17 protein-coding genes are annotated in these 22,661 nt (G+C 71.0%); 5 read left to right on the top strand and 12 right to left on the bottom strand.

The features are described 5' to 3' along the window. Positions 1–91: 91 nt before the first annotated feature. From hydA to ACIBNA_RS44115, 7 genes are all read right to left on the bottom strand, one after another. Positions 92–1,495 (bottom strand): dihydropyrimidinase, encoded by a 1,404-nt coding sequence (gene hydA / locus ACIBNA_RS44145; RefSeq protein ID WP_399171056.1) that lies wholly within the window; start codon positions 1,493–1,495, stop codon positions 92–94. Positions 1,496–1,619: 124 nt separating this feature from the next. Beyond that, entirely contained in the window at positions 1,620–2,462 is an 843-nt protein-coding gene (locus ACIBNA_RS44140; RefSeq protein WP_399171055.1) for a nitrilase-related carbon-nitrogen hydrolase, read from the bottom strand. Between the two features lie 155 nt (positions 2,463–2,617). Further along, complete coding sequence (locus tag ACIBNA_RS44135; RefSeq protein WP_399171054.1) at positions 2,618–4,183, bottom strand: PucR family transcriptional regulator; 1,566 nt, start codon at positions 4,181–4,183, stop codon at positions 2,618–2,620. 27 nt (positions 4,184–4,210) lie between these two features. Beyond that, entirely contained in the window at positions 4,211–5,497 is a 1,287-nt protein-coding gene (locus ACIBNA_RS44130) for an aspartate aminotransferase family protein (protein ID WP_399171053.1), read from the bottom strand. Then, positions 5,494–6,336, bottom strand: coding sequence for a nitrilase-related carbon-nitrogen hydrolase (locus ACIBNA_RS44125; protein WP_399171052.1), 843 nt, complete (start codon positions 6,334–6,336; stop codon positions 5,494–5,496). Before ACIBNA_RS44125 ends, ACIBNA_RS44130 begins: the two co-directional genes overlap by 4 nt. Before the next feature lie 170 nt (positions 6,337–6,506). Then, positions 6,507–8,615, bottom strand: coding sequence for a hypothetical protein (locus ACIBNA_RS44120; protein ID WP_399171050.1), 2,109 nt, complete (start codon positions 8,613–8,615; stop codon positions 6,507–6,509). A gap of 112 nt (positions 8,616–8,727) precedes the next feature. Further along, a complete protein-coding gene (locus ACIBNA_RS44115) occupies positions 8,728–8,979 on the bottom strand; it encodes a helix-turn-helix domain-containing protein (protein WP_059422976.1) in 252 nt (83 codons plus the stop codon). Between the two features lie 33 nt (positions 8,980–9,012). On the opposite strand from ACIBNA_RS44115, the gene map reads away from it, so the two are divergent. Both map and ACIBNA_RS44105 read left to right on the top strand, forming a co-directional pair. Then, positions 9,013–9,780: a type I methionyl aminopeptidase gene (gene map / locus ACIBNA_RS44110; protein ID WP_399171048.1), complete on the top strand. Its 768-nt coding sequence runs from the start codon at positions 9,013–9,015 to the stop codon at positions 9,778–9,780. Positions 9,781–9,958: 178 nt separating this feature from the next. Further along, positions 9,959–12,493, top strand: a complete 2,535-nt coding sequence (locus ACIBNA_RS44105) for an ATP-dependent Clp protease ATP-binding subunit (RefSeq protein WP_399171046.1) — start codon at positions 9,959–9,961, stop codon at positions 12,491–12,493. A 112-nt stretch (positions 12,494–12,605) separates the two neighbouring features. Here the strand turns inward: ACIBNA_RS44105 and ACIBNA_RS44100 are convergent, their stop codons facing one another. The 3 genes from ACIBNA_RS44100 to ggt all read right to left on the bottom strand — a co-directional run bounded on the left by ACIBNA_RS44100 (position 12,606) and on the right by ggt (position 16,534). Next, positions 12,606–13,184: a PaaI family thioesterase gene (locus ACIBNA_RS44100; RefSeq protein ID WP_399171045.1), complete on the bottom strand. Its 579-nt coding sequence runs from the start codon at positions 13,182–13,184 to the stop codon at positions 12,606–12,608. 583 nt (positions 13,185–13,767) lie between these two features. Next, positions 13,768–14,568 carry a thioesterase family protein gene (locus ACIBNA_RS44095; RefSeq protein ID WP_399171044.1) on the bottom strand — a complete coding sequence of 267 codons (801 nt, stop codon included), beginning with the start codon at positions 14,566–14,568 and terminating at the stop codon, positions 13,768–13,770. Positions 14,569–14,734: 166 nt separating this feature from the next. Then, positions 14,735–16,534 (bottom strand): gamma-glutamyltransferase, encoded by a 1,800-nt coding sequence (gene ggt, locus ACIBNA_RS44090; RefSeq protein WP_399171042.1) that lies wholly within the window; start codon positions 16,532–16,534, stop codon positions 14,735–14,737. Between the two features lie 104 nt (positions 16,535–16,638). Here ggt and ACIBNA_RS44085 point away from each other — a divergent pair, with 104 nt between their 5' ends. Next, positions 16,639–17,394, top strand: coding sequence for a hypothetical protein (locus ACIBNA_RS44085; protein ID WP_399171041.1), 756 nt, complete (start codon positions 16,639–16,641; stop codon positions 17,392–17,394). Positions 17,395–17,509: 115 nt separating this feature from the next. Beyond that, complete coding sequence (locus ACIBNA_RS44080) at positions 17,510–19,078, top strand: CocE/NonD family hydrolase (RefSeq protein ID WP_399171040.1); 1,569 nt, start codon at positions 17,510–17,512, stop codon at positions 19,076–19,078. A 214-nt stretch (positions 19,079–19,292) separates the two neighbouring features. Here ACIBNA_RS44080 and ACIBNA_RS44075 read toward each other — a convergent pair whose 3' ends face one another. Both ACIBNA_RS44075 and ACIBNA_RS44070 read right to left on the bottom strand, forming a co-directional pair. Then, positions 19,293–20,036 carry an amino acid ABC transporter ATP-binding protein gene (locus ACIBNA_RS44075; RefSeq protein WP_059422986.1) on the bottom strand — a complete coding sequence of 248 codons (744 nt, stop codon included), beginning with the start codon at positions 20,034–20,036 and terminating at the stop codon, positions 19,293–19,295. A 140-nt stretch (positions 20,037–20,176) separates the two neighbouring features. Further along, positions 20,177–20,584, bottom strand: a complete 408-nt coding sequence (locus ACIBNA_RS44070) for a DUF6278 family protein (protein WP_274820812.1) — start codon at positions 20,582–20,584, stop codon at positions 20,177–20,179. Between the two features lie 273 nt (positions 20,585–20,857). On the opposite strand from ACIBNA_RS44070, the gene ACIBNA_RS44065 reads away from it, so the two are divergent. Further along, complete coding sequence (locus tag ACIBNA_RS44065) at positions 20,858–22,573, top strand: SGNH/GDSL hydrolase family protein (RefSeq protein ID WP_399171057.1); 1,716 nt, start codon at positions 20,858–20,860, stop codon at positions 22,571–22,573. Positions 22,574–22,661 lie beyond the last annotated feature (88 nt).

The raw sequence follows: 22,661 nt of genomic DNA, 5'->3' as shown, positions 1-22,661 counted from the left end.
CCAACCACTGATCGTCCGAAAGGTCCCCACGCCCCACACCGAGATCATCACGGCCTGAGGCGTGTTCAGGAGCTCAGTTCAAAAACACGCCCTAGTTGAGGTACTGACAGGTGGAACGCGGGGTGTAGACGCCGTGCCCGGCGTGCCCGGTGTACTCCCGCTCGGTGATGACGGGTACGCCGCGCGAGAGGACCGTCTCGACCCGGCCCGTGACGTGTTTGCCCTCGTACGCCGAGTAGTCGACGTTCATGTGGTGCTCTGAAGCCGACATGACCTGCTCGGCGTGCGGGTCGTAGATGACGACGTCGGCGTCGGCGCCCGGCGCGATGGTGCCCTTCTGCGGGTAGAGGCCGAACATCCGGGCCGGGGTGGCGCAGGCGATCTCGATCCAGCGGCGGCGCGAGATGTGCCCGTCGAGGACCGCCTGGTGGAGCAGGTCCATACGGTTCTCGACGCCCGGGAGGCCGTTGGGGATCTTGGAGAAGTCGCCCCGGCCGAGTTCCTTCTGGCCCACGAAGCAGAAGGGGCAGTGGTCGGTGGAGACGACCTGGAGGTCGTTCGTCCGCAGCCCCTGCCACAGTTTGGCCTGGTGCTCGCGGGGCCTGAGCGGGGTGCTGCACACGTACTTCGCGCCCTCGAAGTCCGGCTCGGCGAGGTTGTCGGTGGACAGGAACAGGTACTGCGGGCAGGTCTCCCCGAAGACGTTCAGCCCCTCGTCGCGGGCCCGGGCCAGCTCGGCGACCGCCTCCATCGCCGAGACGTGCACGACGTACAGGGGCGCGCCCGCGACCTGTGCGAGCTTGATGGCGCGGTGAGTGGCCTCCGCCTCCAGCAGGGCCTTGCGGACCTCGCCGTGGTAGCGCGGGTCGGTCTCGCCCCGGGCCAGCGCCTGCTCGACCAGGACGTCGATCGCGATGCCGTTCTCGGCGTGCATCATGATCAGGCCGCCGTTCTCGGCGGAGCGCTGCATGGCGCGCAGGATCTGGCCGTCGTCGCTGTAGAAGACGCCCGGGTAGGCCATGAACTGCTTGAAGGAGGTGACACCTTCCTCGATCAGCAGGTCCATTTCCTTGAGCGTCTCCTGGTTCACGTCGGAGACGATCATGTGGAAGCCGTAGTCGATGGCGCAGTTGCCCTCCGCCTTGGCGTGCCAGGTGTCCAGGCCCTCGCGCAGGCCGTGCCCGACCCTCTGCACGGCGAAGTCGATGATCGTGGTCGTGCCGCCCCAGGCGGCGGCGCGGGTGCCGGTTTCGAAGGTGTCGGAGGCGAAGGTGCCGCCGAAGGGCAGCTCCATGTGGGTGTGGGCGTCGACGCCGCCGGGGATGACGTACTTTCCGGTGGCGTCGATCGTCCGCTCTGCGGTGAAGGCCTCGGCGGCGGGGGTGCCGGAGGTGGCGAGGGCGGCGATTCGGCCGTCCTCGATCAGGACGTCGGCGTGGATCTCGTCGGATGCGGTGATGACGAGGCCGCCGCGGATGACTGTACGGCTGCTCATGTCGTGGTCGCTCCTCGCTGTGGGTTGGTGCGGGTTGTGGGTGACTGGTCGCGCCCGCGCGGCGGTAGCCGCATGTCGAATGCAGCCCCGCGCCCCTTAAGGACGATGCAGCCCAGGCACGCTCTCAGGGAGCTGTCAGCGGTCCGTAGGCCCCCGGCGCGCGGTCCCTGTAGAACTGCCAGCGGTCGCGGACCTCTCGGAGCTTGGCCATGTCCAGGTCGCGGACCACCAGCTCGGGCTCCTTGTCGCTCGCCACCTCGCCGACGAACTGGGCCTCCGGGTCGACGAAGTACGACGTCCCGTAGAAGTCGTTGTCGCCGTACTCCTCCACCCCCACCCGGTTGATCGCGCCGACGAAGTACTCGTTGGCGACCGCCGCGGCCGGCTGCTCCAGCTGCCAGAGGTAGCCGGACAGGCCGCGCGAGGTGGCCGAGGGGTTGAAGACGATCTCGGCGCCCGCGAGGCCGAGCGCCCGCCAGCCCTCGGGGAAGTGGCGGTCGTAGCAGATGTAGACGCCGACCCTGCCCACGGCGGTCTCGAAGATCGGCCAGCCGCTGTTGCCCGGGCGGAAGTAGAACTTCTCCCAGAAGCCCCGGACCTGCGGGATGTGGGTCTTGCGGTACTTGCCGAGGTAGGAGCCGTCCGCGTCGATCACGGCGGCGGTGTTGTAGAGGACGCCAGGCTGTTCTTCCTCGTACATCGGCAGGACCAGGACGATGCCCAGCTCCTTGGCGAGGGCCTGGAAGCGGCGGACGATCGGGCCCTCGGGGATCTGCTCGGCGTACTCGTAGAAGGCCGGGTCCTGGACCTGGCAGAAGTACGGTCCGTAGAACAGCTCTTGGAAACAGAGGACTTGGGCCCCCTGCGCGGCGGCGTCGCGGGCCGCCTGCTCGTGGACCTGGATCATCGACTCCTTGTCGCCCGTCCAGGCGGTCTGGAAGACGGCGGCACGGATCACTCGGCTCATCGGGACCTCCGGTCGCTCGGTGTGCCGTGAGCCTAGGAAGCCGGGACGTGCTCTTTGAGTTGCACCGTGTCACGTCTGAGGGCGTGCGGCGTGTCACCGTGTCACTCTGCCGTGAGCCCATGTTTCACCGCCGTTTTCCCAGGTGGTCGGGTGTTTCACTGCTGTTGCGCGTCGTGCGCGAGGAGTGCGATGTGCACCGAGGCGGCCTGCTCGAAGTCGTCGAGGTCCACCCCGAGACGGACCTGTATGACTTCCAGGCGGCGGTAGAGGGCGGGCCGCGAGACGTGGTGGAGCTGGGCGGTCCGGGACTTGTTGCGGCCGGTGGCGAGGTAGGTGCGCAGGACGGACAGCAGGTCCTCGTCGGTCTCGCGCAGCAGTCCGTCCAGCTCCCGCTCCGCGAAGGACTGCACGTGCGGGTCGTCGCGCAGCAGGCGGATCAGGCCCCGCAGGTGGACGTCCCGCAGGCGGACGACCGGTGGGAGAACGAGGGCGGCGGCGGAGTCGGCGACGGCGTCCGCCACGTGCTGGGCCTCGCGCAGTCCGGCCGGTACGTCGTCCCAGACGACCCGGGGGTCGGCCGCGGCGACCACCGTGCGGGCCGGGCCGGACTCGGTGCGCAGCCGGGCCGCGAAGTGCGCGGCGAGCGCGTCCGCGTCCTGGTCGCGGGGGAGGCTGAGCAGCACGGCGGTGGCTCCGTCGGCCAGTTCGGCGACCAGCCCGGGCAGGCCCAGCAGACGCAGCAGCCGGTCGAGTCGGGCGGTGTCTGTGTCTCGGACGGCCAGCGGCACGAACGTCCGGCGGTTGACCGGCAGCCCGGCCGCGCGTGCCCGGGGCAGCAGCTGCCGCGCCGGTACGATGCCGCTGACCAGGTCGGTCAGCAGGCTCTGCGCGGACTGCTCCTCCCAGGAGCAGGCGGCGCCGCCGCCGAGCATGCGGTGCAGGACCAGGGCCTCGGCGGCGCGGTCGGCCAGCAGCCGTCCGGTGGCGGTGTCGCCCCGGTAGCCGCACAGCACGATCCGGCCCCACCGCTCCCCGCGTCCGCCCAGCTCGGCCCGGATCCAGCCGTCGCCCTCGGTGCCGCCGGCCTGGCGGGCTATGCGCTCCCAGTCGCGCAGCACGTCGTCCACCGCCGGCCGCTCCCCCGCCGTGCCGAGGACGCGGTGGGCGAGGTTGGTGACGACGACCGGGCAGGCGCTGTGCCGGGCGACCTCGTCGAGCAGGCGTTGCAGCGGGGCGCCCGCGGTGATGAGGGCGGTGAGTTCGGTGCGGACGGCCTCGGAGAGGCTGACGGCGGCGAACTTGCGCCGCACGAGCCGCGACTGGACCTCCTCGGTCAGCTCGGCGAAGGGGAAGGGCCGGTGCAGGACGACCATCGGCAGTCCGCAGCGCTCGGCCGCCCGGCGCATCACGTCCGGTGCGGCGGGGAAGGCGCGGCCCAGTCCGAGGACGACGGCGGCGGCTTCCGCGCGGTGCAGCGACCGGACGTACTCGGCCTGCTTGTCCTCGTCGCCGGCGAGCAGCACGCCGGTGGTGAGGACCATCTCGCCGCCGCTGAGCATCACGCCGACGTCGGCGGCCTCGGCGACGTGCACCCAGCGCACCGGCCGGTCGAGATGGCTCGCGCCGGCCACCACCTCGGGCTCCCCGGCGAGCACCCGCTCCAGGGCGAGGACCTGCCGGACCGACAGCGCGGGCCCCAGGGAATCCAAGGTGATGGTCATCGTGCCGTTCCCTTGTTCAGTTCACTGCTACTGGATGCTCCTCAGAGCGTTCTCGAAGATCGCGGCGCCTTCCTCGGCCTCCGCGACGTTGAGGGACAGCGGCGGGGCGACGCGCAGGGCGCTGGTGTTGTGGCCGCCGCCCTTGCCGATCAGCAGGCCGCCCTCGCGGGCCGCCTCCAGGACGGCCGCCGCGGCCTGCGGGTCGGCCTCGTCGGTCCCCGGCCTGGTGATCTCGATGCCGATCATCAGCCCGCGGCCGCGCACCTCCCGTACGGCCGGCACGTGCGCGGCGGCGGCCCGCAGCCGCTCGATGAGCAGGCCGCCGACGCGCCGGGAGTTGCCCTGGAGGTCGTGTTCCAGCAGGTAGTTGAGGTTGGCGAGGCCCGCCGCCATGGTGATCTGGGTGCCGCCGAACGTGGAGATGCTGTTGGCGTCGAGGCAGTTCATGATCTCGGAGCGGGCGACGACACCGCCGATGGACATGCCGTTGCCGATGCCCTTGGCGAAGGTCATGATGTCCGGCGGTCCGTTGCGCCCGTGGGCCTGCCAGCCCCAGAAGTGCTCGCCGGTGCGGCCCCAGCCGGTCTGCACCTCGTCGGCGATCCACAGGACGCCGCGCTCGTGCAGCACCTCGCGGAAGGCGGCGTACAGACCGTCGGGGGGTGAGGTGAAGCCGCCGACGCCCTGGATGGGTTCGGCGATCAGCGCGGCCGGCGGGCGGGTGTGCCCGAGCAGGTCGACGAGGTCGTCGACGCAGGCGGCGATGAAGTCGTCGTCGCCGAGATGGGCGTACGGGCCGCGGGTGCGCATGCCGCCGTGGACGTACAGCGTCTGGAGCGGGGACAGCGAGGTCGGGGACCAGCCGCGGTTGCCGGTGATGCCGACCGAGCTGAAGGAGCGGCCGTGGTAGCTGTTGCGCATCGCCAGGATCGTGTTGCTGCGCCGGTACGTCGTGGCGAGCAGCAGGGCGGTGTCGTTGGCCTCGGTCCCGGAGGTGGTGAAGAAGACGCGGGCGTCCGGGATGCCGCTCAACTGGGCGACCCGCTCGGCGAGTTCGACCATCGGCCGGTTGAGGTAGAGGGTCGAGGAGTGGATGATCCGCCCGGCCTGCTCGCTCACCGCCTTGGTCACCTCGGGCAGGGCGTGCGCGGTCATCGTGGTGAGGATGCCGCCGAAGAAGTCGAGGTACCGGTTGCCGTGGGCGTCCCAGACGTGGCGGCCCTCGCCGTGGGTGATCTCGAGGGGGTCCTCGTAGTAGAGGGCGAGCCAGTCGGGGAGCACGGCCCGGTGGCGGCCCAGCAGGTCGTCGGTCACGGCTGCACCAGTCCTTCGTAGGCGTCGGGGCGGCGGTCGCGGTAGAAGGCCCACGTCTGCCGCACTTCTTCGATGAGGTCGAGGTCGAGGTCCCGGATCACGAGCTCCTCCTGGCTGTCGCTGGCGAGGTCGCCCACGAACTGCCCGCGGGGGTCGACGAAGTAGCTCGTCCCGTAGAAGTCGTTGTCGCCGTACTCCTCCTGTCCGACGCGGTTGATCGCGGCGATGTAGTACGCGTTGGCGACGGCGGCCGCGGGCTGCTCCAGCCGCCACAGGTGGGACGACAGGCTCCGGTGGGTGGCGGAGGGGTTGTAGACCAACTGGGCTCCGGACAGGCCGAGTTGCCGCCAGCCCTCCGGGAAGTGGCGGTCGTAGCAGATGTAGACGCCGACCTTGCCGGCCGCCGTGTCGAAGACGGGCCAGCCGAGGTTGCCGGGCTTGAAGTAGTACTTCTCGCGGAAACCCTTGAGCTGCGGGATGTGGTGCTTGCGGTACTTGCCGAGGTAGGTGCCGTCGGCGTCGATCACGGCAGCGGTGTTGTAGTAGAAGCCGGGCTGCTCCGCCTCGAAGACCGGCGCGACGATCACCATGCCGGTCTCGCGCGCGAGCGCCCGCATGCGCCGCACGGTCGGCCCGTCGGGCACGGGCTCGGCCCAGCGGTAGTGTTCCGGCTCCTCGACCTGACAGAAGTAGGGGCTGTTGAAGACTTCCTGGAAACCGATGATCTTCGCGCCCCGGCGGGCCGCCTCGCGGGCGTGCTCCTCGTGTTTCGCCACCATGGACTCGGTGTCGCCGGTCCAGGTGGCCTGGACCAGGGCGGCACGTACGACGTTGGCCATGAGCTGCTCCTTCGACGCGACGTCAGCGCCTCTACGCCCGTAGAAGCGGGCCGTAGAGCCACGAACGTAAGCCTCCGGCCCGGGCTTGCCAAGACCATCGTCGCCAACCCGCGGTGCCGGGCGCGATTCGCACTCCTGTGGGTGAGTCGCCGGGGGCACGACATGCCCGGTCAGGCAGGGAATCCGGCGACCCGGAGGGCGTGGAGGAGGTCCCAGCGGCGCTCCTCCGACACGCCCTGGGCGGCCTCCAGCAGGAGCGGTACGAGAGTCTGCGGACCGGGCTCGGCGCTGCGGGCCGCCTCCTCGGGGGTGCGGACCCTGACGTACGCGTCGAGCAGCGCGCGTACCTCGCGGTGACGCCCCTCGGCGACGAGTCCGAGGACGGCCTGTCCGACCTCGCCCGGGGGCCGGGCGACCCCCTGCCGCAGGATCTGCTGCCCGTCGGCCACGCGCCCGGCCGCGCCCAGCGCGTCCGCCGCGGCGACCAGCCGCCCGGCGGGCAGCGAGGCGGCCTCCCAGAGCAGGGTCTGCCAGTCCGCGCCCAGCCCGGCCCGCTCCAGCTCGTCCGCGAGCAGCGGAAACCGGGCCGGGGTCCAGGACGTGGCCTCGACCAGCAGGGCATGCGCCTCGCCGCTGCGTCCCTCCTTCCGCAGCCGCGCGAGGGCCTCGACGGCCTGCACGACATCCCTGCGCTCCGCCACACCCCCGACGGCCACGCCCGGCGGCTGCGCCGCCCGCTCCTCCCCCACCTCTTCGGCGGCCCCCGCGAACCGCGCACCACGCGGTGTACGGCGGCCCGTCACGGGGGCGGGCTCGGGGAGCACCGGATTGGCAGCGGACGGCACGACGACGGGCGCGGCGTCCTCTTCGACCATCCCGGCGAAACGGGCACTGCCGCGACGGCGCTTGCGTTGCTTGGGGGTGGCGGGCTGGGGGGCTGCGGGCTCGGAATCGGCCGGGGCCGGGTCGGCGAAGGCGCCGGGCGTGACGGCGGCTGCGGTTTCCCGGGATGTGCGGTCGGTTCGGGGCGGGGTTTGGAAGGCGCCGGCAGCACCGCCGACTGCGGCTTCCCGGGACGTGACCCCGCCCGCCGAATACTCGGCGTCGCTGGCATCAACTCGGCGGACCGGAGCCCCGAACTCCCCGGACGCCCCACCGGCCGCAGCCTCCCGAGAGGCGGCCCCGCCCACCGGATACTCGCGGTCCTGGGCATCGGCCCGGCGCTCCGCCTCCGCGCCGGCGTCCGCATGCCGGGGGTCATCACGACCGGCGGCACCCGTCACGGCTGACGTCGGCTCGGCCCGGTGCCAGGGCGTGGCCGGCATCCCGGGGTCGTACGGGCCGCCAGAGGCTGATCGCATACGGCCCCGGTCCGACACCGGGCCACCACCCGCATACCCGCGACCGCCGTCCGACACCGAACCGCCACCCGCATACCCGCGACCGCCGTCCGACACCGGACCGTCACCCGCATACCCGCGACCGCCGTCCCCTTGACCACCCTCCTCCGCCGCCGCACCGGACCTCGCCCCCGCACCGGATCCCGGCCGCGAACCCCCGTCCGCCCCCGCGAAGCCCCCGCCGTTCGGCCTGCGCCACGCGCCCGACCAGGTGCCGTCGTCGTCCGGGGACCCACCGCCGCGCGGGCCGCGCCCGCTTGAAGCCGCGTCCTGCGCCGCGCCCGCGCCGCGGGACATACCCGCGGCAGCCCCCGGCACACCACCACCCCGACCGCCCCCGGGACCCCACGCTCCGTGGGACACACCCCGCTCGCGGCGGTCCAAGTCGGCCATCCGCGCCCGGAGTTCCGCGCAGCGCGCTGTCGCGCGTTCGTGGTCGTCGTGGGCCCAGGCGAGGTCGAGGCGGAGGGTGTCGGCCTGTTCGCGGGTGGTGGCGGTGGCGAGGAGTCGGGTCAGGTCCGCCTGGCGTTCGGCGGCGTATTTCTGTTCACGGAGCATGACGTCGAGCCGGTCCCCGAGGGCGTCGCGGCCGCCGGGCCGGGCGTCGTACGCGGCGAGCGCGTCGGCATGCAGGGACCGGGCGCGTTCCGTCTCCGGACCCGCGCCCCCCGGGCCGTACTGCCCGGCGAGGTCCTGCAACAGCGCCTCGATCACGTCCCAGGGCGGCATCTCACGCCCGTCGAGACACGCCCGCATGCCCTCGGGGTCACGCTGCCAGAACACCGCGCACCAGCCGCCGGACGGGTCCAGGCGTGCCAGCAGACCATCCAGGTAATGCGCGAACTCCCGTACTTCATCCGGGAGCCGATCCGCCGCCATCGCTCAACTCCCGCCCGACCGGAGCACTCCGCCCAGTAGGCAACACCAGCCGTGTTACGGCAGTGCTACAGGCAGTTTTCACATGGGGCGCAGGAACCTCAGCGCCGCGCCGTCAGACCGGCACCAGCACGCACTGTCCGGCCAGCTCGTCCATCGACAGCCCGAGCGTGCCCGCCAGCGCGGCCACCGTGAAGAAGGCCGGGGTCGGAGCCCGCCCGGTCTCGATCTTGCGGAGGGTCTCCGGGGAGATGCCGGCGCTCGCCGCGACCTCCGTCATGCTCCGGTCGCCACGGGCCGCGCGCAGGAGCCGGCCGAGCCGCTCGCCGCGTTCGCGCTCTTCGGGGGTGAGAGGGGTGCGCACCATGCCCCCCATTCTAATACCGGTATAGTAATTGGCATGGTTGAGCTGAAGACCGATGCGTCGATCGACGCCATGTACGAGGCGGGCCAGGTCGTCGCCCGCGCCCTGACGGCCGCGCAGAAGGCCGCCGACGTGGGCGTCTCCCTGCTGGAACTGGACGAGGTGGCGCACGACGTACTGCGCGAGGCGGGCGCGACGTCGCCCTTCCTGGGCTACCGGCCGTCCTTCGCGCCGACCCCCTTCCCCGCCGTCCTGTGCGTCTCGGTCAACGACGCGATCGTGCACGGCGTCCCGGGCCGCTACCGGCTGCGCGACGGCGACCTGGTCTCCATCGACTTCGGCGCCGAACTGGGCGGGTGGGTCGGCGACTCGGCGCTCAGCTTCGTCGTGGGCACCCCGCGCCGGGCCGACCTGCGCCTGATCGAGACCGCCGAGCGGGCTCTCGCGGCCGGCATCGATGCCGCCGTCGTCGGCAACCGCATCGGCGACATCGCCCACGCGATCGGCACGGTCTGCCGCGCCGCGGGCTACGGCATCCCGGACGGCTTCGGCGGCCACGGCATCGGCCGCCGTATGCACGAGGACCCGTCGGTGCCGAACGAGGGCCGCCCGGGGCGCGGGATGCGGCTGCGGCACGGCATGGTGCTGGCGATCGAGCCCATGGTCATCGCAGGCGGCACGGACGGCTTCCACGCGGCTCTCGACGGCTGGACCCTGAAGACGGACGACGGCTCCCGCGCGGCCCACGCGGAGCACACGGTGGCGATCACGGAGTCGGGACCGAGGATCCTGACCGCGCGCTGAAGAACGCCGGGATCCCCAGGTATGTCCCGAAGGTGCCCCTTGTCCACGATCGTGCGAAGGTGTTCTACGAGCGCGCCCCAGGTGTAACGGGCTGCCACCCGGGTTACCCGACCCCGGCACGTCGACCAGCGAGGGCGTCCCCCGCCCGCGCGCCGGGGACGCCGGGAACGGAAGGCCCATGAGCAGCGGCTTCACCAGCCCGGAGGGCTACGGCTCGGATCCCTTCGGAGAATTCCTCGCACGCTTCTTCGGCGGACCGCGTCCGGGCCCCCGGCAGATCGACATCGGCCGGCTGCTCAGCCAGCCGGCCCGGGAGCTCGTCCGCGGCGCCGCGCAGTACGCCGCGGAGCACGGCAGCCGGGACCTCGACACGGAACACCTGCTGCGGGCGGCGCTGGCCACCGAGCCCACCCGGACCCTGCTCAGCAAGGCCGGCGCGAACCCCGACTCGCTGGCGTCGCAGATCGACGAGCGGTCGGGTCCGGCCCAGCACACCTCGGACGACGCACCGCCGCCGACCGCGCTGTCGCTCACCCCGGCCGCCAAGCGCGCCCTGCTGGACGCGCACGACATGGCCCGGGCCCGCGGCTACGGCTACATCGGGCCGGAGCACGTGCTCAGCGCCTTGGCCTCGAATCCCGACTCGGCCGCCGGGCACATCCTGAACGCGGCCCGCTTCGCCCCCTCCAGCCCGCCCGAGGCGCCGGAGCCCCCGCAGGCCGAGCGGCCTCGCCCGACGAACACGCCGACCCTCGACAAGTACGGCCGTGACCTCACCGAACTGGCCCGGCAGGGCCGTATCGACCCGGTGATCGGCCGGGACCAGGAGATCGAGCAGACCGTCGAGGTCCTCTCCCGCCGAGGCAAGAACAACCCGGTGCTGATCGGTGACGCGGGCGTCGGCAAGACCGCCATCGTGGAGGGGCTGGCGCAACGCATCTCCGAGGGGGACGTGCCCGACGTGCTGACCGGGCGGCGCGTGGTCGCCCTGGACCTGACGGGAGTGGTCGCGGGCACGCGCTACCGGGGTGACTTCGAGGAGCGGATGAACAACATCGTGGGCGAGATCCGCGCCCACTCCGAGCAGCTGATCATCTTCATCGACGAGCTGCACACGGTCGTGGGTGCCGGTGCCGGTGGCGGCGACGGCAGCTCGATGGACGCGGGCAACATCCTCAAGCCGGCCCTCGCCCGCGGCGAGCTGCACATCGTGGGCGCCACCACGCTGGAGGAGTACCGCCGGATCGAGAAGGACGCGGCGCTGGCCCGCCGCTTCCAGCCGATCATGGTGCCGGAGCCGACTGCGGCGGACGCGATCGAGATCCTGCGCGGCCTCCAGGACCGCTACGAGGCCCACCACCAGGTCCGCTACACCGACGAGGCGCTGGTCGCCGCCGTGGAGCTGTCCGACCGCTACCTCACCGACCGCCGGCTGCCGGACAAGGCGATCGACCTGATCGACCAGGCCGGCGCCCGGGTCCGGCTGCGCGCCCGCACCAAGGGCACCGACGTACGGACCATGGAGCGGGAGCTGGAGCAGCTGACCCGGGACAAGGACCAGGCGGTCGCGGACGAGCAGTACGAGCAGGCCACCCAGTTGCGCGACCGGATCGTGGACCTGAAGCTGCGGATCACCCAGGCGGGCGGCGACCACGAGATCGACGAGGGCCAGGACCTGGTGGTCGAGGCCGAGGCGATCGCCGAGGTGGTGTCCCGGCAGACCGGCATCCCGGTCAGCAGCCTCACCCAGGAGGAGAAGGACCGCCTGCTGCACCTGGAGGAGCATCTGCACGAGCGGGTGGTCGGCCAGGACGAGGCCGTGCGGGTCGTCTCGGACGCCGTGCTGCGCTCCCGCGCCGGGCTGGCCAGCTCCGACCGGCCGATCGGCAGCTTCCTGTTCCTCGGCCCGACAGGCGTCGGCAAGACCGAACTGGCCCGGGCGCTCGCCGAGGCCCTGTTCGGCAGCGAGGACCGCATGGTCCGCCTCGACATGAGCGAGTACCAGGAGCGGCACACCGTCAGCCGCCTCGTCGGCGCCCCGCCCGGCTACGTCGGCCACGAGGAGGCCGGCCAGCTCACCGAGGTCGTCCGCAGGCACCCGTACTCGCTGCTCCTGCTGGACGAGGTGGAGAAGGCCCACCCCGACGTCTTCAACATCCTGCTGCAGGTCCTCGACGACGGGCGCCTCACCGACTCCCAGGGCCGCACGGTCGACTTCACCAACACCGTCATCGTGATGACCAGCAACCTCGGTTCCGAGGCGATCACCCGCCGCGGCGCCTCCGTGGGCTTCGCGTCGGGCGGCGCCGACGCGGACGAGGAGGCCCGGCGCGAACAGATCCTGCGCCCCCTGCGCGAGCACTTCCGCCCCGAGTTCCTCAACCGCATCGACGAGATCGTCGTCTTCCGCCAGCTCAGCACGGAACAGCTGCGCCGGATCACCAACCTCCTGCTGGATCGCACCCGCTCCCTGGTACAGGGCAAGGGCATCACGGTTACCTTCACCGACCGGGCGGTGGAATGGCTGGCCGAAAGCGGCTACCAGCCGGAGTACGGCGCCCGCCCGCTGCGCCGCACGATCCAGCGCGAGGTCGACAACGAGCTGTCCCGGCTGTTGTTGGACGGCAGGGTCGCGGAGGGCGGCCAGGTGACGGTGGACGTCGAGGACGGCCGTCTGGCCTTCCGCACGCAGAGTGCGGCAGCACCCCGCTAGGGTCCTGCGCCGGCCAGTAGTTGAGCAGCTCGTCCATCATCGAGAGGTACTCCTCAAGGAGCGCACTCAAGCAAGTTCCGGACTCAGGAGCGGACATGAGAGGGGCCGTTCGTCAGGTCGTCCGCCGAGGAAGGGTAAGCCAGAGTGCCGTGGAGCGGGCGCAGAGCTCGCCGTCACGGGTGGCGATGGCGCTTCCCACCGTGTGCTTGCGGCCTGCCTTGGAGATGACCCAGCCGAAGGTGATGTGACCTTCGCCCAGGACGACCGGCTTCGTCACGGTCGTCGCCAGGTAGGCCGTCACGGTCTCGTCCGGCGCATCGCTGAACAGGCGGCAGGCCCAGCCACCGGGGCAGTCGAGGGCGCCCCAGATGTGCTCGGCGGGCAACTCGTCGCTCCCAGGGGCAAGCTCCGGGTCCGGCGTCCATGTGGTGGCCACCAGGGATCGTTCGGGCAGCAGCGAGAAGGTCTGCCGCAGGCCCTGGCCGGGGGCCCGGTCCCCGCCACAGCCGAAGCAGTCGCCTCGGTAGAACGGCGAGTCGGTCAGCGGGTGCTGCTTTTCGGCCATACGGACGTCTGCCCAGGAGGGGACGGACGGCGGCAGAACTACCGTTTCGCACTCCTGGGCAGTGAGGAGAGTGCCCTCCGCGTCGGCCAGTTCGTAGCCGTTGTCCACGGCGGCTCGCAGGCTCACGGGGTGTCCGAGGGGCATGGGTCGCCGGAAGCTCACTTTTACCGAGTCGCCCAATAGCTTCCGAGAGAGCATTCCTGCCGCATAGCCGCCGAATCCCACGCCGGGAAATCCGTAGACGTGATTCGGCACCACCACTTCAGCCGAATCCGTCTGACGGCGCTGTGTCATTGGTTACTCCCGAGGTCAATGCGTATCGGGATCGCTGACGCGCTGTTCGCTGACGTGCCGTGGAGGTCTGTTCGCTGACGTGCCCTTGGGAGTGCTCAGTTGGTATGGCCGCGCACGGTCACCGTGATCGCGTGGATGGCGTCAATCGTGCATGAGGAGCCCCTTCACCTCAACCCCCGGCTGAGCGGAGGCCCCCGCTCACGCCGACTGATGTGGACCGAGCAGGGGCGTGACCTGCCCGAGCAGTACGGACCGTGGAGAACGGCATGAACCTCACCGGCCGTGGTGGCCGACGGCGCCTAGGAACGCCTGCTGCTGCAGGTCCAGGCCGCGGCCGACGCAGGCGATATCGACTGGGACGTCGCGACGTACCTGGCACCCGCACCGATCCGCCGCCTGCTCCTCACCAGCAGACTCAAGGAAGGAGGGCGAGTTGGCGTGATTGGGCGACAAGCACGCCTCGCGAGTCCCAGATGTCGCAATCCTCTTCATGAAAGCCGCCGGCCACGTGACGGGTGTTGATCTGGCAAGCCAGCCACCCCGGGGCAGGTCGATCCCGCAAGTGGATGGTCAGTTCAAGAGTGGCCGAGGGCATTTCTCCCAACTCCATGATCGCGGGATACGCCGCGTCGGCCAGGAACGGCAGACTCACAAGGTCGGGTTGGCGGCCATCGGCGAACCGCATCCAGAACGTCATGCTGGGGTCACCGCTGGGCTGTCCATGTAGCCAGCCAGGTGGTTGAGCAGTCCGATATTCGACCCGGTCTGCGACCGTGATGCCGGGCAGTTCGATTCCGGCAAGTGGATCGGAGAGATCGTCCGGCGATGGTAGGTCCGGCATCTCCGCCAGCGACAGACTACGCCCGTCCGCCTGGTCGAAGTCGGTGAATGTCGCCACGATCCGCAGGATCTCCTGGCCCCCTTGGCACATCCGTGCTTCGCGAGTGGAGGTTCGGCGCCCTTCCCTGACCGACTCCACCTGGATCTCGGCCGACCCCGGTGATCCCGGCCGGAGGAAGAACGCCGAGGCCACCAGCGGATCTGGATGGGCAGAGCGCTCGTGCAGGGCGCGCATCCCAACGGCCATGAGATAGCCACCGTTGGGGTTACCGCTGGTGGTGTTCCAGCGATCGGTGAGCTGAGCCGTGCAGCTCGCCTCACCGGCCCAGTTGAGCCGGGTGTCCTGGTCGAAATCGTGCTCGATGGTCTGCCGCATGAGACAGAAGCTACTCAACAAGCATCTGGGTCCGCACATGATCGGCCGGACAGGTGTGACTGAAGCTTCTGATCAGCATCGACAATGCAGCGCAGGGTGCTCGGCATGGTGCGGGTGCGGCTCCGCCGCGTGGGCGCGGCCGGCGCCCACGCGGCACAGAAGGAGCTCAGCGCGCAGGCCGCACCACCATGGCCGATCCCCCGCCCCGCCGCTCGGTCTCGGCGGCGGCCAGCCACTTCCCACCGGGAAGCCGCTGCACTCCCGTCGCCGCACCGATCTCGGGGTTGGGCTTGAAGTCGTGCCCGATCGCTTCGAGCTGCTTCCTCACGCCACTGTCGTAGAGCCCCGGTTCCAGCTCGGTCTGCGCGGCATTGCGCTGACTGCCCCGGGGCGCGGCGATCGCGTCAACGAGGGGCAGGCCCCGGTCCACGAACCCGGTGAGCGTCTGCAGAACGGTCGTGATGATCGTCGCGCCGCCCGGCGACCCCAGCGCCACCACGGGCTGGTGGTGCCGATCCAGCACGATCGTCGGCGACATGGACGACCGCGGCCGCTTCCCCGGCCCCGGCAGGTTCGGGTCGTGCACGGCGGGATTCGCCGGGGTGAAGGAGAAGTCCGTCAGCTCGTTGTTGAGCAGGAATCCCCGTCCCGGCACGGTGATCCCGCTGCCACCCGTCTGCTCGATGGTGAGCGTGTAGGCGACGACGTTCCCCCACTTGTCGGCCACCGTCAGATGCGTCGTGCTGTCGCCCTCGTACGTCGTCGGAGCGGCCGTACCGCCGGAGCCACACCGCGCGGGGTTGCGCGGATCGCCCGGCGCCAGCGGACTCTTCAGCACCGCGTCGTCCTTGATCAGACACTCGCGCGAGTCGGCGAAACGCTGCGACAGCAGTTCCTTCGTCGGTACGTCCTCGAAGGCCGGGTCGCCCACCCAGCGACCCCGGTCCGCGAAGGCGATCCGGCTGGCCTCGATGTAGCGGTGCAGATACTGCGCCTGGCTCGCCTTCGACAGGTCGGTCCGCTCCAGGATGTTGAGCGCCTCGCCGACCGTCGTACCGCCGGAGGAGGACGGCGCCATGGAGTAGACGCCGAGGCCGCGATAGGAGGACCTGGTCGGAGCCTGGAGCTTGGTGCGGTAGGCCGCCAGGTCCTTCGCGGACAGGTCGCCCGGCCGGGCGTTCCAGCCCGAGTCGGGGTCCACCGGCGGCTTGTTGACCGTCTCGACGATGTCCCGCCCGAGCGAGCCGCGGTAGAGCGCGCCGACGCCCTTGCGGGCCAGCTCCGCGTAGGTGCGGGCGAGGTCGGGGTTCTTGAAGGTGGAGCCGACGACGGGGAGCCGCCCGCCGGGCAGGAAAAGCTTGGCGGTGTCCGGGAAGTAGCGGAAGCGGGTCTCGTTGGACGCCGTCTGCGACCGGAAGGTCTCGTCGACCGTGAAGCCGTCACGGGCGAGCCGCTCGGCCGGCTTCAGGACGCCGGCGAGCGGCTTGCTGCCCCACTTGTCCAGCGCCGTCCGCCAGGTGGCGGGCGTGCCCGGGGTGCCGACGCTCAGGCCGCTGCTGACGGCCTGGGCGAAGGGGACGGGCTTGCCGTTCTCGACGAACAGGTTTTTGTCGGCGGTCAGCGGGGCGGTCTCGCGGCCGTCGATGGTGTGGACCGTGCGGGACTTGGCGTTGTAGTAGACGAAGTAGCCGCCACCGCCGACGCCGGCCGAGTAGGGCTCGGTGACGCCGAGCGCGGCGGCCGTGGCGACGGCCGCGTCGACGGCGTTGCCGCCCTTGCGCAGGACCTCGATCCCGGCGGCGGAGGCGTCCGGGTCGACGCTGGAGACGGCGCCGCCGTAGCCGACGGCCAGGGGGGTCTTCTCACCGCCGGTGCTCTGCGCGGCGGGCGGCGCCGCCGCTCCCACCGACACCACGGCGGCCGAAACCACCAGGACCGTCAGATTCCGTGCGACAGGGCGACGCATCCGCACCTCCAGTAAAAGGCCGTCCGCGCAGCTTAATTCATCGCCATGGCCGCGTCAGGAATGCGTCGAACACCGGTGCGTCGGGCCCGCTAGCATGCGCGCCCATGAATGACGACGTGCGCAACATCGTCCTGGGGGTGGTCGCGGCGGGTATCAGCGCCGCGCTGGGCTGGCTCGCCCGTACCTTTTTGTGGAAGCGGAGACTCCGGCGCAAGCAGGCCTTCTTCGGACTGCCCGAGAACTCCGAGTCACTGCTTGTCGTCAACCGCGATCCGGCCGCCACCGAGCCGGCGGTCCACCGCTTCGACGTGTACGCGCTCCTGGAACTCTCCGCACTGATCAAGGGCTGCGGTGCGCACCTCCACGTGCTCACCCAGGACACGGCTCATCAGGGCTTCGGCGAACGCACCGAGTTCTGCGTGGGCGGCCCGGGATCGAACCGGCGCATGATGGCGCACATGGCGGCCATGCTGCCCGGCGTGCGCGTCAACATCGACGCCGAACCGGGGCCGGACCGGGGCGCCTTCCAGATCGGCGGTGAGCGCTACCGCATGGATCCGGGCATCACGGAGTACGTCCTGCTGGCCCGGCTCACCGCCGGCGACCGCCGCGAGTCCCGACCCGTGTTTCTGTTCTGCGGCCAGCGGGCCATCACCAACCAGGCCGCCACCCGCTACCTCGCACGCAACCACGAGCGGCTGGCCCGCAAGTACGGCAACAACTCGTTCGTGCTGCTGCTGAAGGTGATCAACTCGCAGGCGTACGGTCCGGACGTCGTCGAGATGATGGAGGACGTGACCCGCGCGGCACAGACGCCGCTGCCCGCCCCGGCTCCACGCAACAGCCACCGGGCCCCCTGAAGTCCTCCGCTTCTCAACAATCGTTACTGGCACGTAACTTACCGACGGGTTACCACCGGTAAGGGGGCGAGTTACCGTCTGGTCACTTTGCACTTACACGAGTGAGGAGTGACCCGTGGGACACCACCGCAAGGCCCTGCGCACCACCGCCGTAGGCGCCGTCTCGGCGACCCTGGTCGCCGGCACAGCCCTCGGACTCGCCCCCACCGCACAGTCGGCACCGAACCCGATCCGGTTCGTCGACATCACCGGCGACGGCGGCACCGTCCTCAAGGCCAACGTCGTCACCCCGGCCGGCGCCGACGGCACGCACCGCTACCCGCTGCTCGTCATGCCCACGAGCTGGGGTCTGCCCCAGGTCGAGTATCTGGCCCAGGCCCAGAAGCTCGCCGACTCCGGGTACGTCGTCGTCACCTACAACGTGCGCGGCTTCTGGCAGTCGGGCGGCGAGATAGAAGTCGCGGGCCCGCCCGACACAGCCGACGCCTCGAAAGTCATCGACTGGGCGCTCGCCAACACCCCCTCGGACGCCGGGCACATCGGCATGGCGGGCGTCTCCTACGGCGCCGGCATCAGCCTGCTCACCGCCGCGCACGACAAACGGGTCCGCGCGGTCGCCTCGCTGAGCGGCTGGGCCGACCTGATCGGCTCGATCTACTCCGGGCGCACCCAGCACGTCCAGGCCGCCGCCCTGCTGGACGGCGCGAGCCTGGTCACGGGCCGGCAGAGCGCCGAACTCCGGCAGGTCTTCGACGACTTCTACGCCTCGAACCTGGCGAAGGAGCCGGAACTCATCGCCTGGGGGAAGAAACGTTCCGCTGCGACCTACGTCGACCAGATCAACAAGAACGGCGCGGCGATCATGCTCGCCAACGCCTGGGGCGACACGGTCTTCCCGCCCAACCAGTACGCCGACTTCTACGAGAAGCTGCCCGGCCCGAAGCGGCTGGAGATGCGCCCCGGAGACCACGCCACCGCCGAGCTGACCGGCCTGTTCGGGCTGCCCAACGACGTGTGGAAGGACACCGAGCGCTGGTTCGACCACTACCTCAGGGGCGAGGACAACGGCATCGACCGCGAACAGCCCGTCCAGCTCAAATCCCGCTCCGCGGGCGGCTACGAGGGCTACCCGGACTGGAAGTCGGTCGGCGCGACGAAGCGGAAGATCGACCTCGCGGGCACGACGACGATCCGTACGAACGTGAACTCGGGGGCCGACGGCGGAGTCGTCTTCCTGTCGAACATCCTCGACCAGGTGGCCCAGCTGCCCCCGGTCGCCTCCATCCCGCTGCTCCCCCGCCGCTGGGCCGCCGTGTGGCAGTCGGAGAAGTACGCCACGGCCCAACAGGTGCGCGGCACGGCGAAGTTGCACACGACCCTCACCCCGACCAAGGAGAGCGGCACCCTCGTCGCCTACCTGTACGACGTGGGGCCGCTCGGCCTCGGCAAGCTGGTCGCCGGCGCGCCGTACACCTTCCACGGGCGCACTCCCCAAAAGCCGTTCGGCGTCGACCTGGAGCTGTACTCCACGGCCTACGACGTCCCGGCCGGGCATCGCCTCGCCCTGGTCGTCGACACGGTCGACCCGCTCTACATCGAGCACAACCCGTCCGGCGCGCAGCTGACCTTCTCCTCGCCGGCGAACGACCCGTCGTACGTGTCGGTTCCGCTGCGCGAGCAGTGATCTCCGGCTGCCGCCGGACGGGCCTGGCCGATGTGAACCGCCGCCCCCGTGGCCGATGGGGCCGCGCCCGGCGGGAGTGGCCCGCGGACCGGGCGGGCGGTCTGCTCATCCCGGGCGGGATCGGCGGAATTCGACGAAGTCCCCCTCTCCGACAGGGATGAAGGGCACATCGTAGTCGAGGTCCGATGCGATGAGCCGTCCGGTGCCTGCCCGTTCAGTGCTTGAGGATCTTGGAGAGGAAGTCCTTGGCGCGGTCGCTGGTGGGGTTGGTGAAGAACTCGTCGGGGGTGCGGTCCTCGACGATCCGGCCGTCGGCCATGAAGACGACACGGTTGGCGGCCGAGCGGGCGAAGCCCATCTCGTGCGTGACGACGATCATGGTCATACCGTCGCGGGCCAGTTGCCTCATGACCTCCAGCACCTCGTTGATCATCTCCGGGTCGAGGGCCGAGGTCGGCTCGTCGAAGAGCATCGCCTTGGGCTCCATGGCCAGGGCGCGGGCGATGGCCACGCGCTGCTGCTGGCCGCCGGAGAGCTGCGCCGGGTACTTGTCCGCCTGGTCGGCGACGCCGACCCGGTCGAGCAGTTCACGGGAGCGCTTGTCGGCGTCCTCCTTCTTGCGCCCGCGCACCTTGACCTGCCCCAGGGAGAGGTTCTGCAGGACGGTTTTGTGGGCGAAGAGATTGAACGCCTGGAAGACCATCCCGACGTCGGCGCGCAGCCGCGCGAGGGGCTTGCCCTCCTCCGGCAGCGGCTGCCCGTCGAGGATGATCTGTCCGGACTCGATGGTCTCCAGGCGGTTGATCGCCCGGCACAAGGTGGACTTGCCCGACCCGGACGGGCCGATGACCACGACCACCTCCCCCCGGCCGACGGTGAGGTTGATGTCCTGGAGGACATGCAGCTCCCCGAAGTGCTTGTTGACGTCACGCAGCTCGATCAGCGGATCGACGGCCATGTTCAGCCCTACTCACTCTCAGCTGTGTGGTGGTTGCCGCAACGTATCCAGGCAAGATCGGACTTGTCGGGCGACACGCACTTTTCGATCATTAGCCGTATTTACGGCGAACTTTGGGCCAAAGGTGGTGGCCATGGGGCTCACGACTCCGCGACTTCCGCGTACAGCTGCGACAACTCGGGCACCCCGTTCGCGGCCCACTCGTGACCGGAGTCCACGACGTCGAACTCCCGGCCGGAGGCGAGCCGCACGACGGGTTGACCGTCGGACCGGATCTCCCAAGCCGCTCCGGGTACGGTACGCACGATGACGGTCCCCAGGTAGAGCCCGGCGTCGTTGCCGAGCCAGGTCAGGGTCTCCTCGTCGTCCCGCCAGCGTGGCACGAGCTGGTCCAGCGCCTCCAGCGAGGCAGCCGAGTCGTCCAGCCGGACACCCGCCCGGGACGCCTGGGAGCGCAGCAGTTCACACTCGGCGAGGAGTTCCGCGATGCCTGCCGGATCGGGAACCCCGAGCTTCCGGCGCCGGTTGCCCAGGAAAGGGATGTTCATACGTCCAGCGTGTCATTCGTACCGCCGTACGCACCACAGGCGCGCGGGCTCGCCGATTCCTGACAAGTTCACGCCGAGTTCGCGCATGGCTCGTTGACGGGCACCAGCTGTCTCCCTAGTTTCACCGTGCGTCGTGCGCCTCGGCTTTCGTCGTGTCTTCTGTCCCGTCCCTGCGTTTCGTTGTTGCGTCGTTTCGTCGATGAGCGGGAGGAGTCGGCCGTGCGCCGATGTGTTCGGGGGATCCTGGTCGTCCTGGCTCTGTGCGGAGCCCTGATGCCGGTTTCGGTCCCGGCGCAGGCCGTCGAGGAACGGCAGGCCGCGCCGGTGCCGCTTGAGCGGCTGTTCGACAACATCGCCGTCAGCGACGACGACCGGCCCGCCCAGGCCGACTTCGACGGTGCCGGTGCCTCCCTGTCGGCGCGGGATCTCACGGCCGCGGGCTGGACGCCCGGCCGCAGGCTCACCGTCCAGGGGGCCCGGCTGACCTGGCCGCGGCGGCAGCCCGGCGAGCCGGACAACGTCCGCGCGGCCGGCCAGGACGTACGGGTCACGGGTCGCGGGGATGCCCTCGCCTTCCTGGTGGCGGGCACCGCCGGCACCGAGGTGGGCGGCCCGGGCGTGATCACGTACGCGAACGGCACCCGCTCCGGGTACCGGCTGACCGCGCCCGACTGGCGCACCGGACCGCTCGCCACGAAGGCGGTGGCCCTGCCGCACATCAACACGCCCGGTGGGCAGCTCGCCGAGCGGGCCCGCCTGTACGTCGTGACGGTGCCGCTGACGCCGGGGCGCCCGGTCGCCTCGGTCCGGCTGCCGCACGCGGCCGGGCTGCACGTCTTCGCGGTGTCGGTACGGACCGCGACGCAGGGCTGGACGGGCAGCTGGACGACGTCGACCGCCGGCTACACCGCCGTGGGGCCCTGGACGGACCGGACACTGCGGCTCGTGGTGCACACCTCGGCCGGCGGGCCCCGGGTGCGGGTGCGGTTCGACAACACCTTCGCGGCGGCGCCGGTACGGATCGGCGGCGCCACGGTCGCCGCGCAGGGGTCGGGCGCGGCGGCGCGCGGGACGCCGGTGCCGCTGTCCTTCGGTGATGCGGAAAGCGTGGAGATCCCGGCCGGGGCCCAGGCCTACAGCGATCCGCTGGGCTTCGCCGTCCCGGCGGACACCAACCTGCTGGTCAGCTTCCATCTGCCCGGCACGGTGGCGGCGGCGCCCGTGCACCGGCTCGCGCAGCAGCGGTCGTACGTCAGCGGGCCGGGCGACCACGCGGCGGACGGCTCCGCGGACGCCTACAGCTCGGTGATCACCAGCTGGCCGCTGCTCGCCGGGGTCGACGTGAGCGGCGGGCCCGGGTCCGTGGTGCTGCTCGGGGACTCCATCACCGACGGCGACAAGTCCACGGTGGACGCGAACCGGCGGTGGCCGGACGTGCTGGCCGGCCGGCTGCTGAAGCAGACCACGGTTCCGCGCTTCGGCGTGCTGAACCAGGGCATCTCGGGCAACCGCGTGGTCACCGACCGGTATCCCGGCGACGGGGTGTCCACGGACGCGGCCGGGGTGAGCGCCCTGCACCGGTTCGACCGGGACGTCCTCGCCCAGACGTCGGCGCGGACGGCGGTCGTCTTCGAAGGCGTCAACGACGTGCGCTGGGGCACGTCGGCGGAACAGGTGATCACCGGGCTGCGGGAGCTGGCGGAACGCGGGCACGCCCGGGGCGTCAGGATGCTCGCGGCGACGATCCTGCCCTGCGAGGGCGAGGCGCGCTGCACGGCCGCCGTCGACGCCGAGCGGGTCGCGGTGAACGAGTGGATCCGCGGCGGCGGGGTCTTCGACGGCGTGCTCGACTTCGACGCGGTGGTCCGGGACCCGCAGCGGCCGTCCCGGATCCTGCCCGCCTACGACAGCGGGGACCATCTGCATCCGGGCGATGCCGGGCTGGCGGCACTGGCGGACTCGGTGGACCTGCGGCTGCTCCAGCCCTAGGTGTATTGACCCGCAGGGTTGTTCACGCGGGTGATGGGTGGTTGACCTTCGAGTGCGGTGTGGCAGCGGTGGTGGTTGTAGGTGTGCA

The sequence above is a fragment of the Streptomyces sp. NPDC050164 genome (genome assembly GCF_044459945.1).
GTDB lineage: Bacteria > Actinomycetota > Actinomycetes > Streptomycetales > Streptomycetaceae > Streptomyces > Streptomyces coeruleorubidus_A.
The sequence above is the reverse complement of the archived record's forward strand: the minus strand, read 5'-3'. Positions and strand labels throughout refer to the sequence as shown.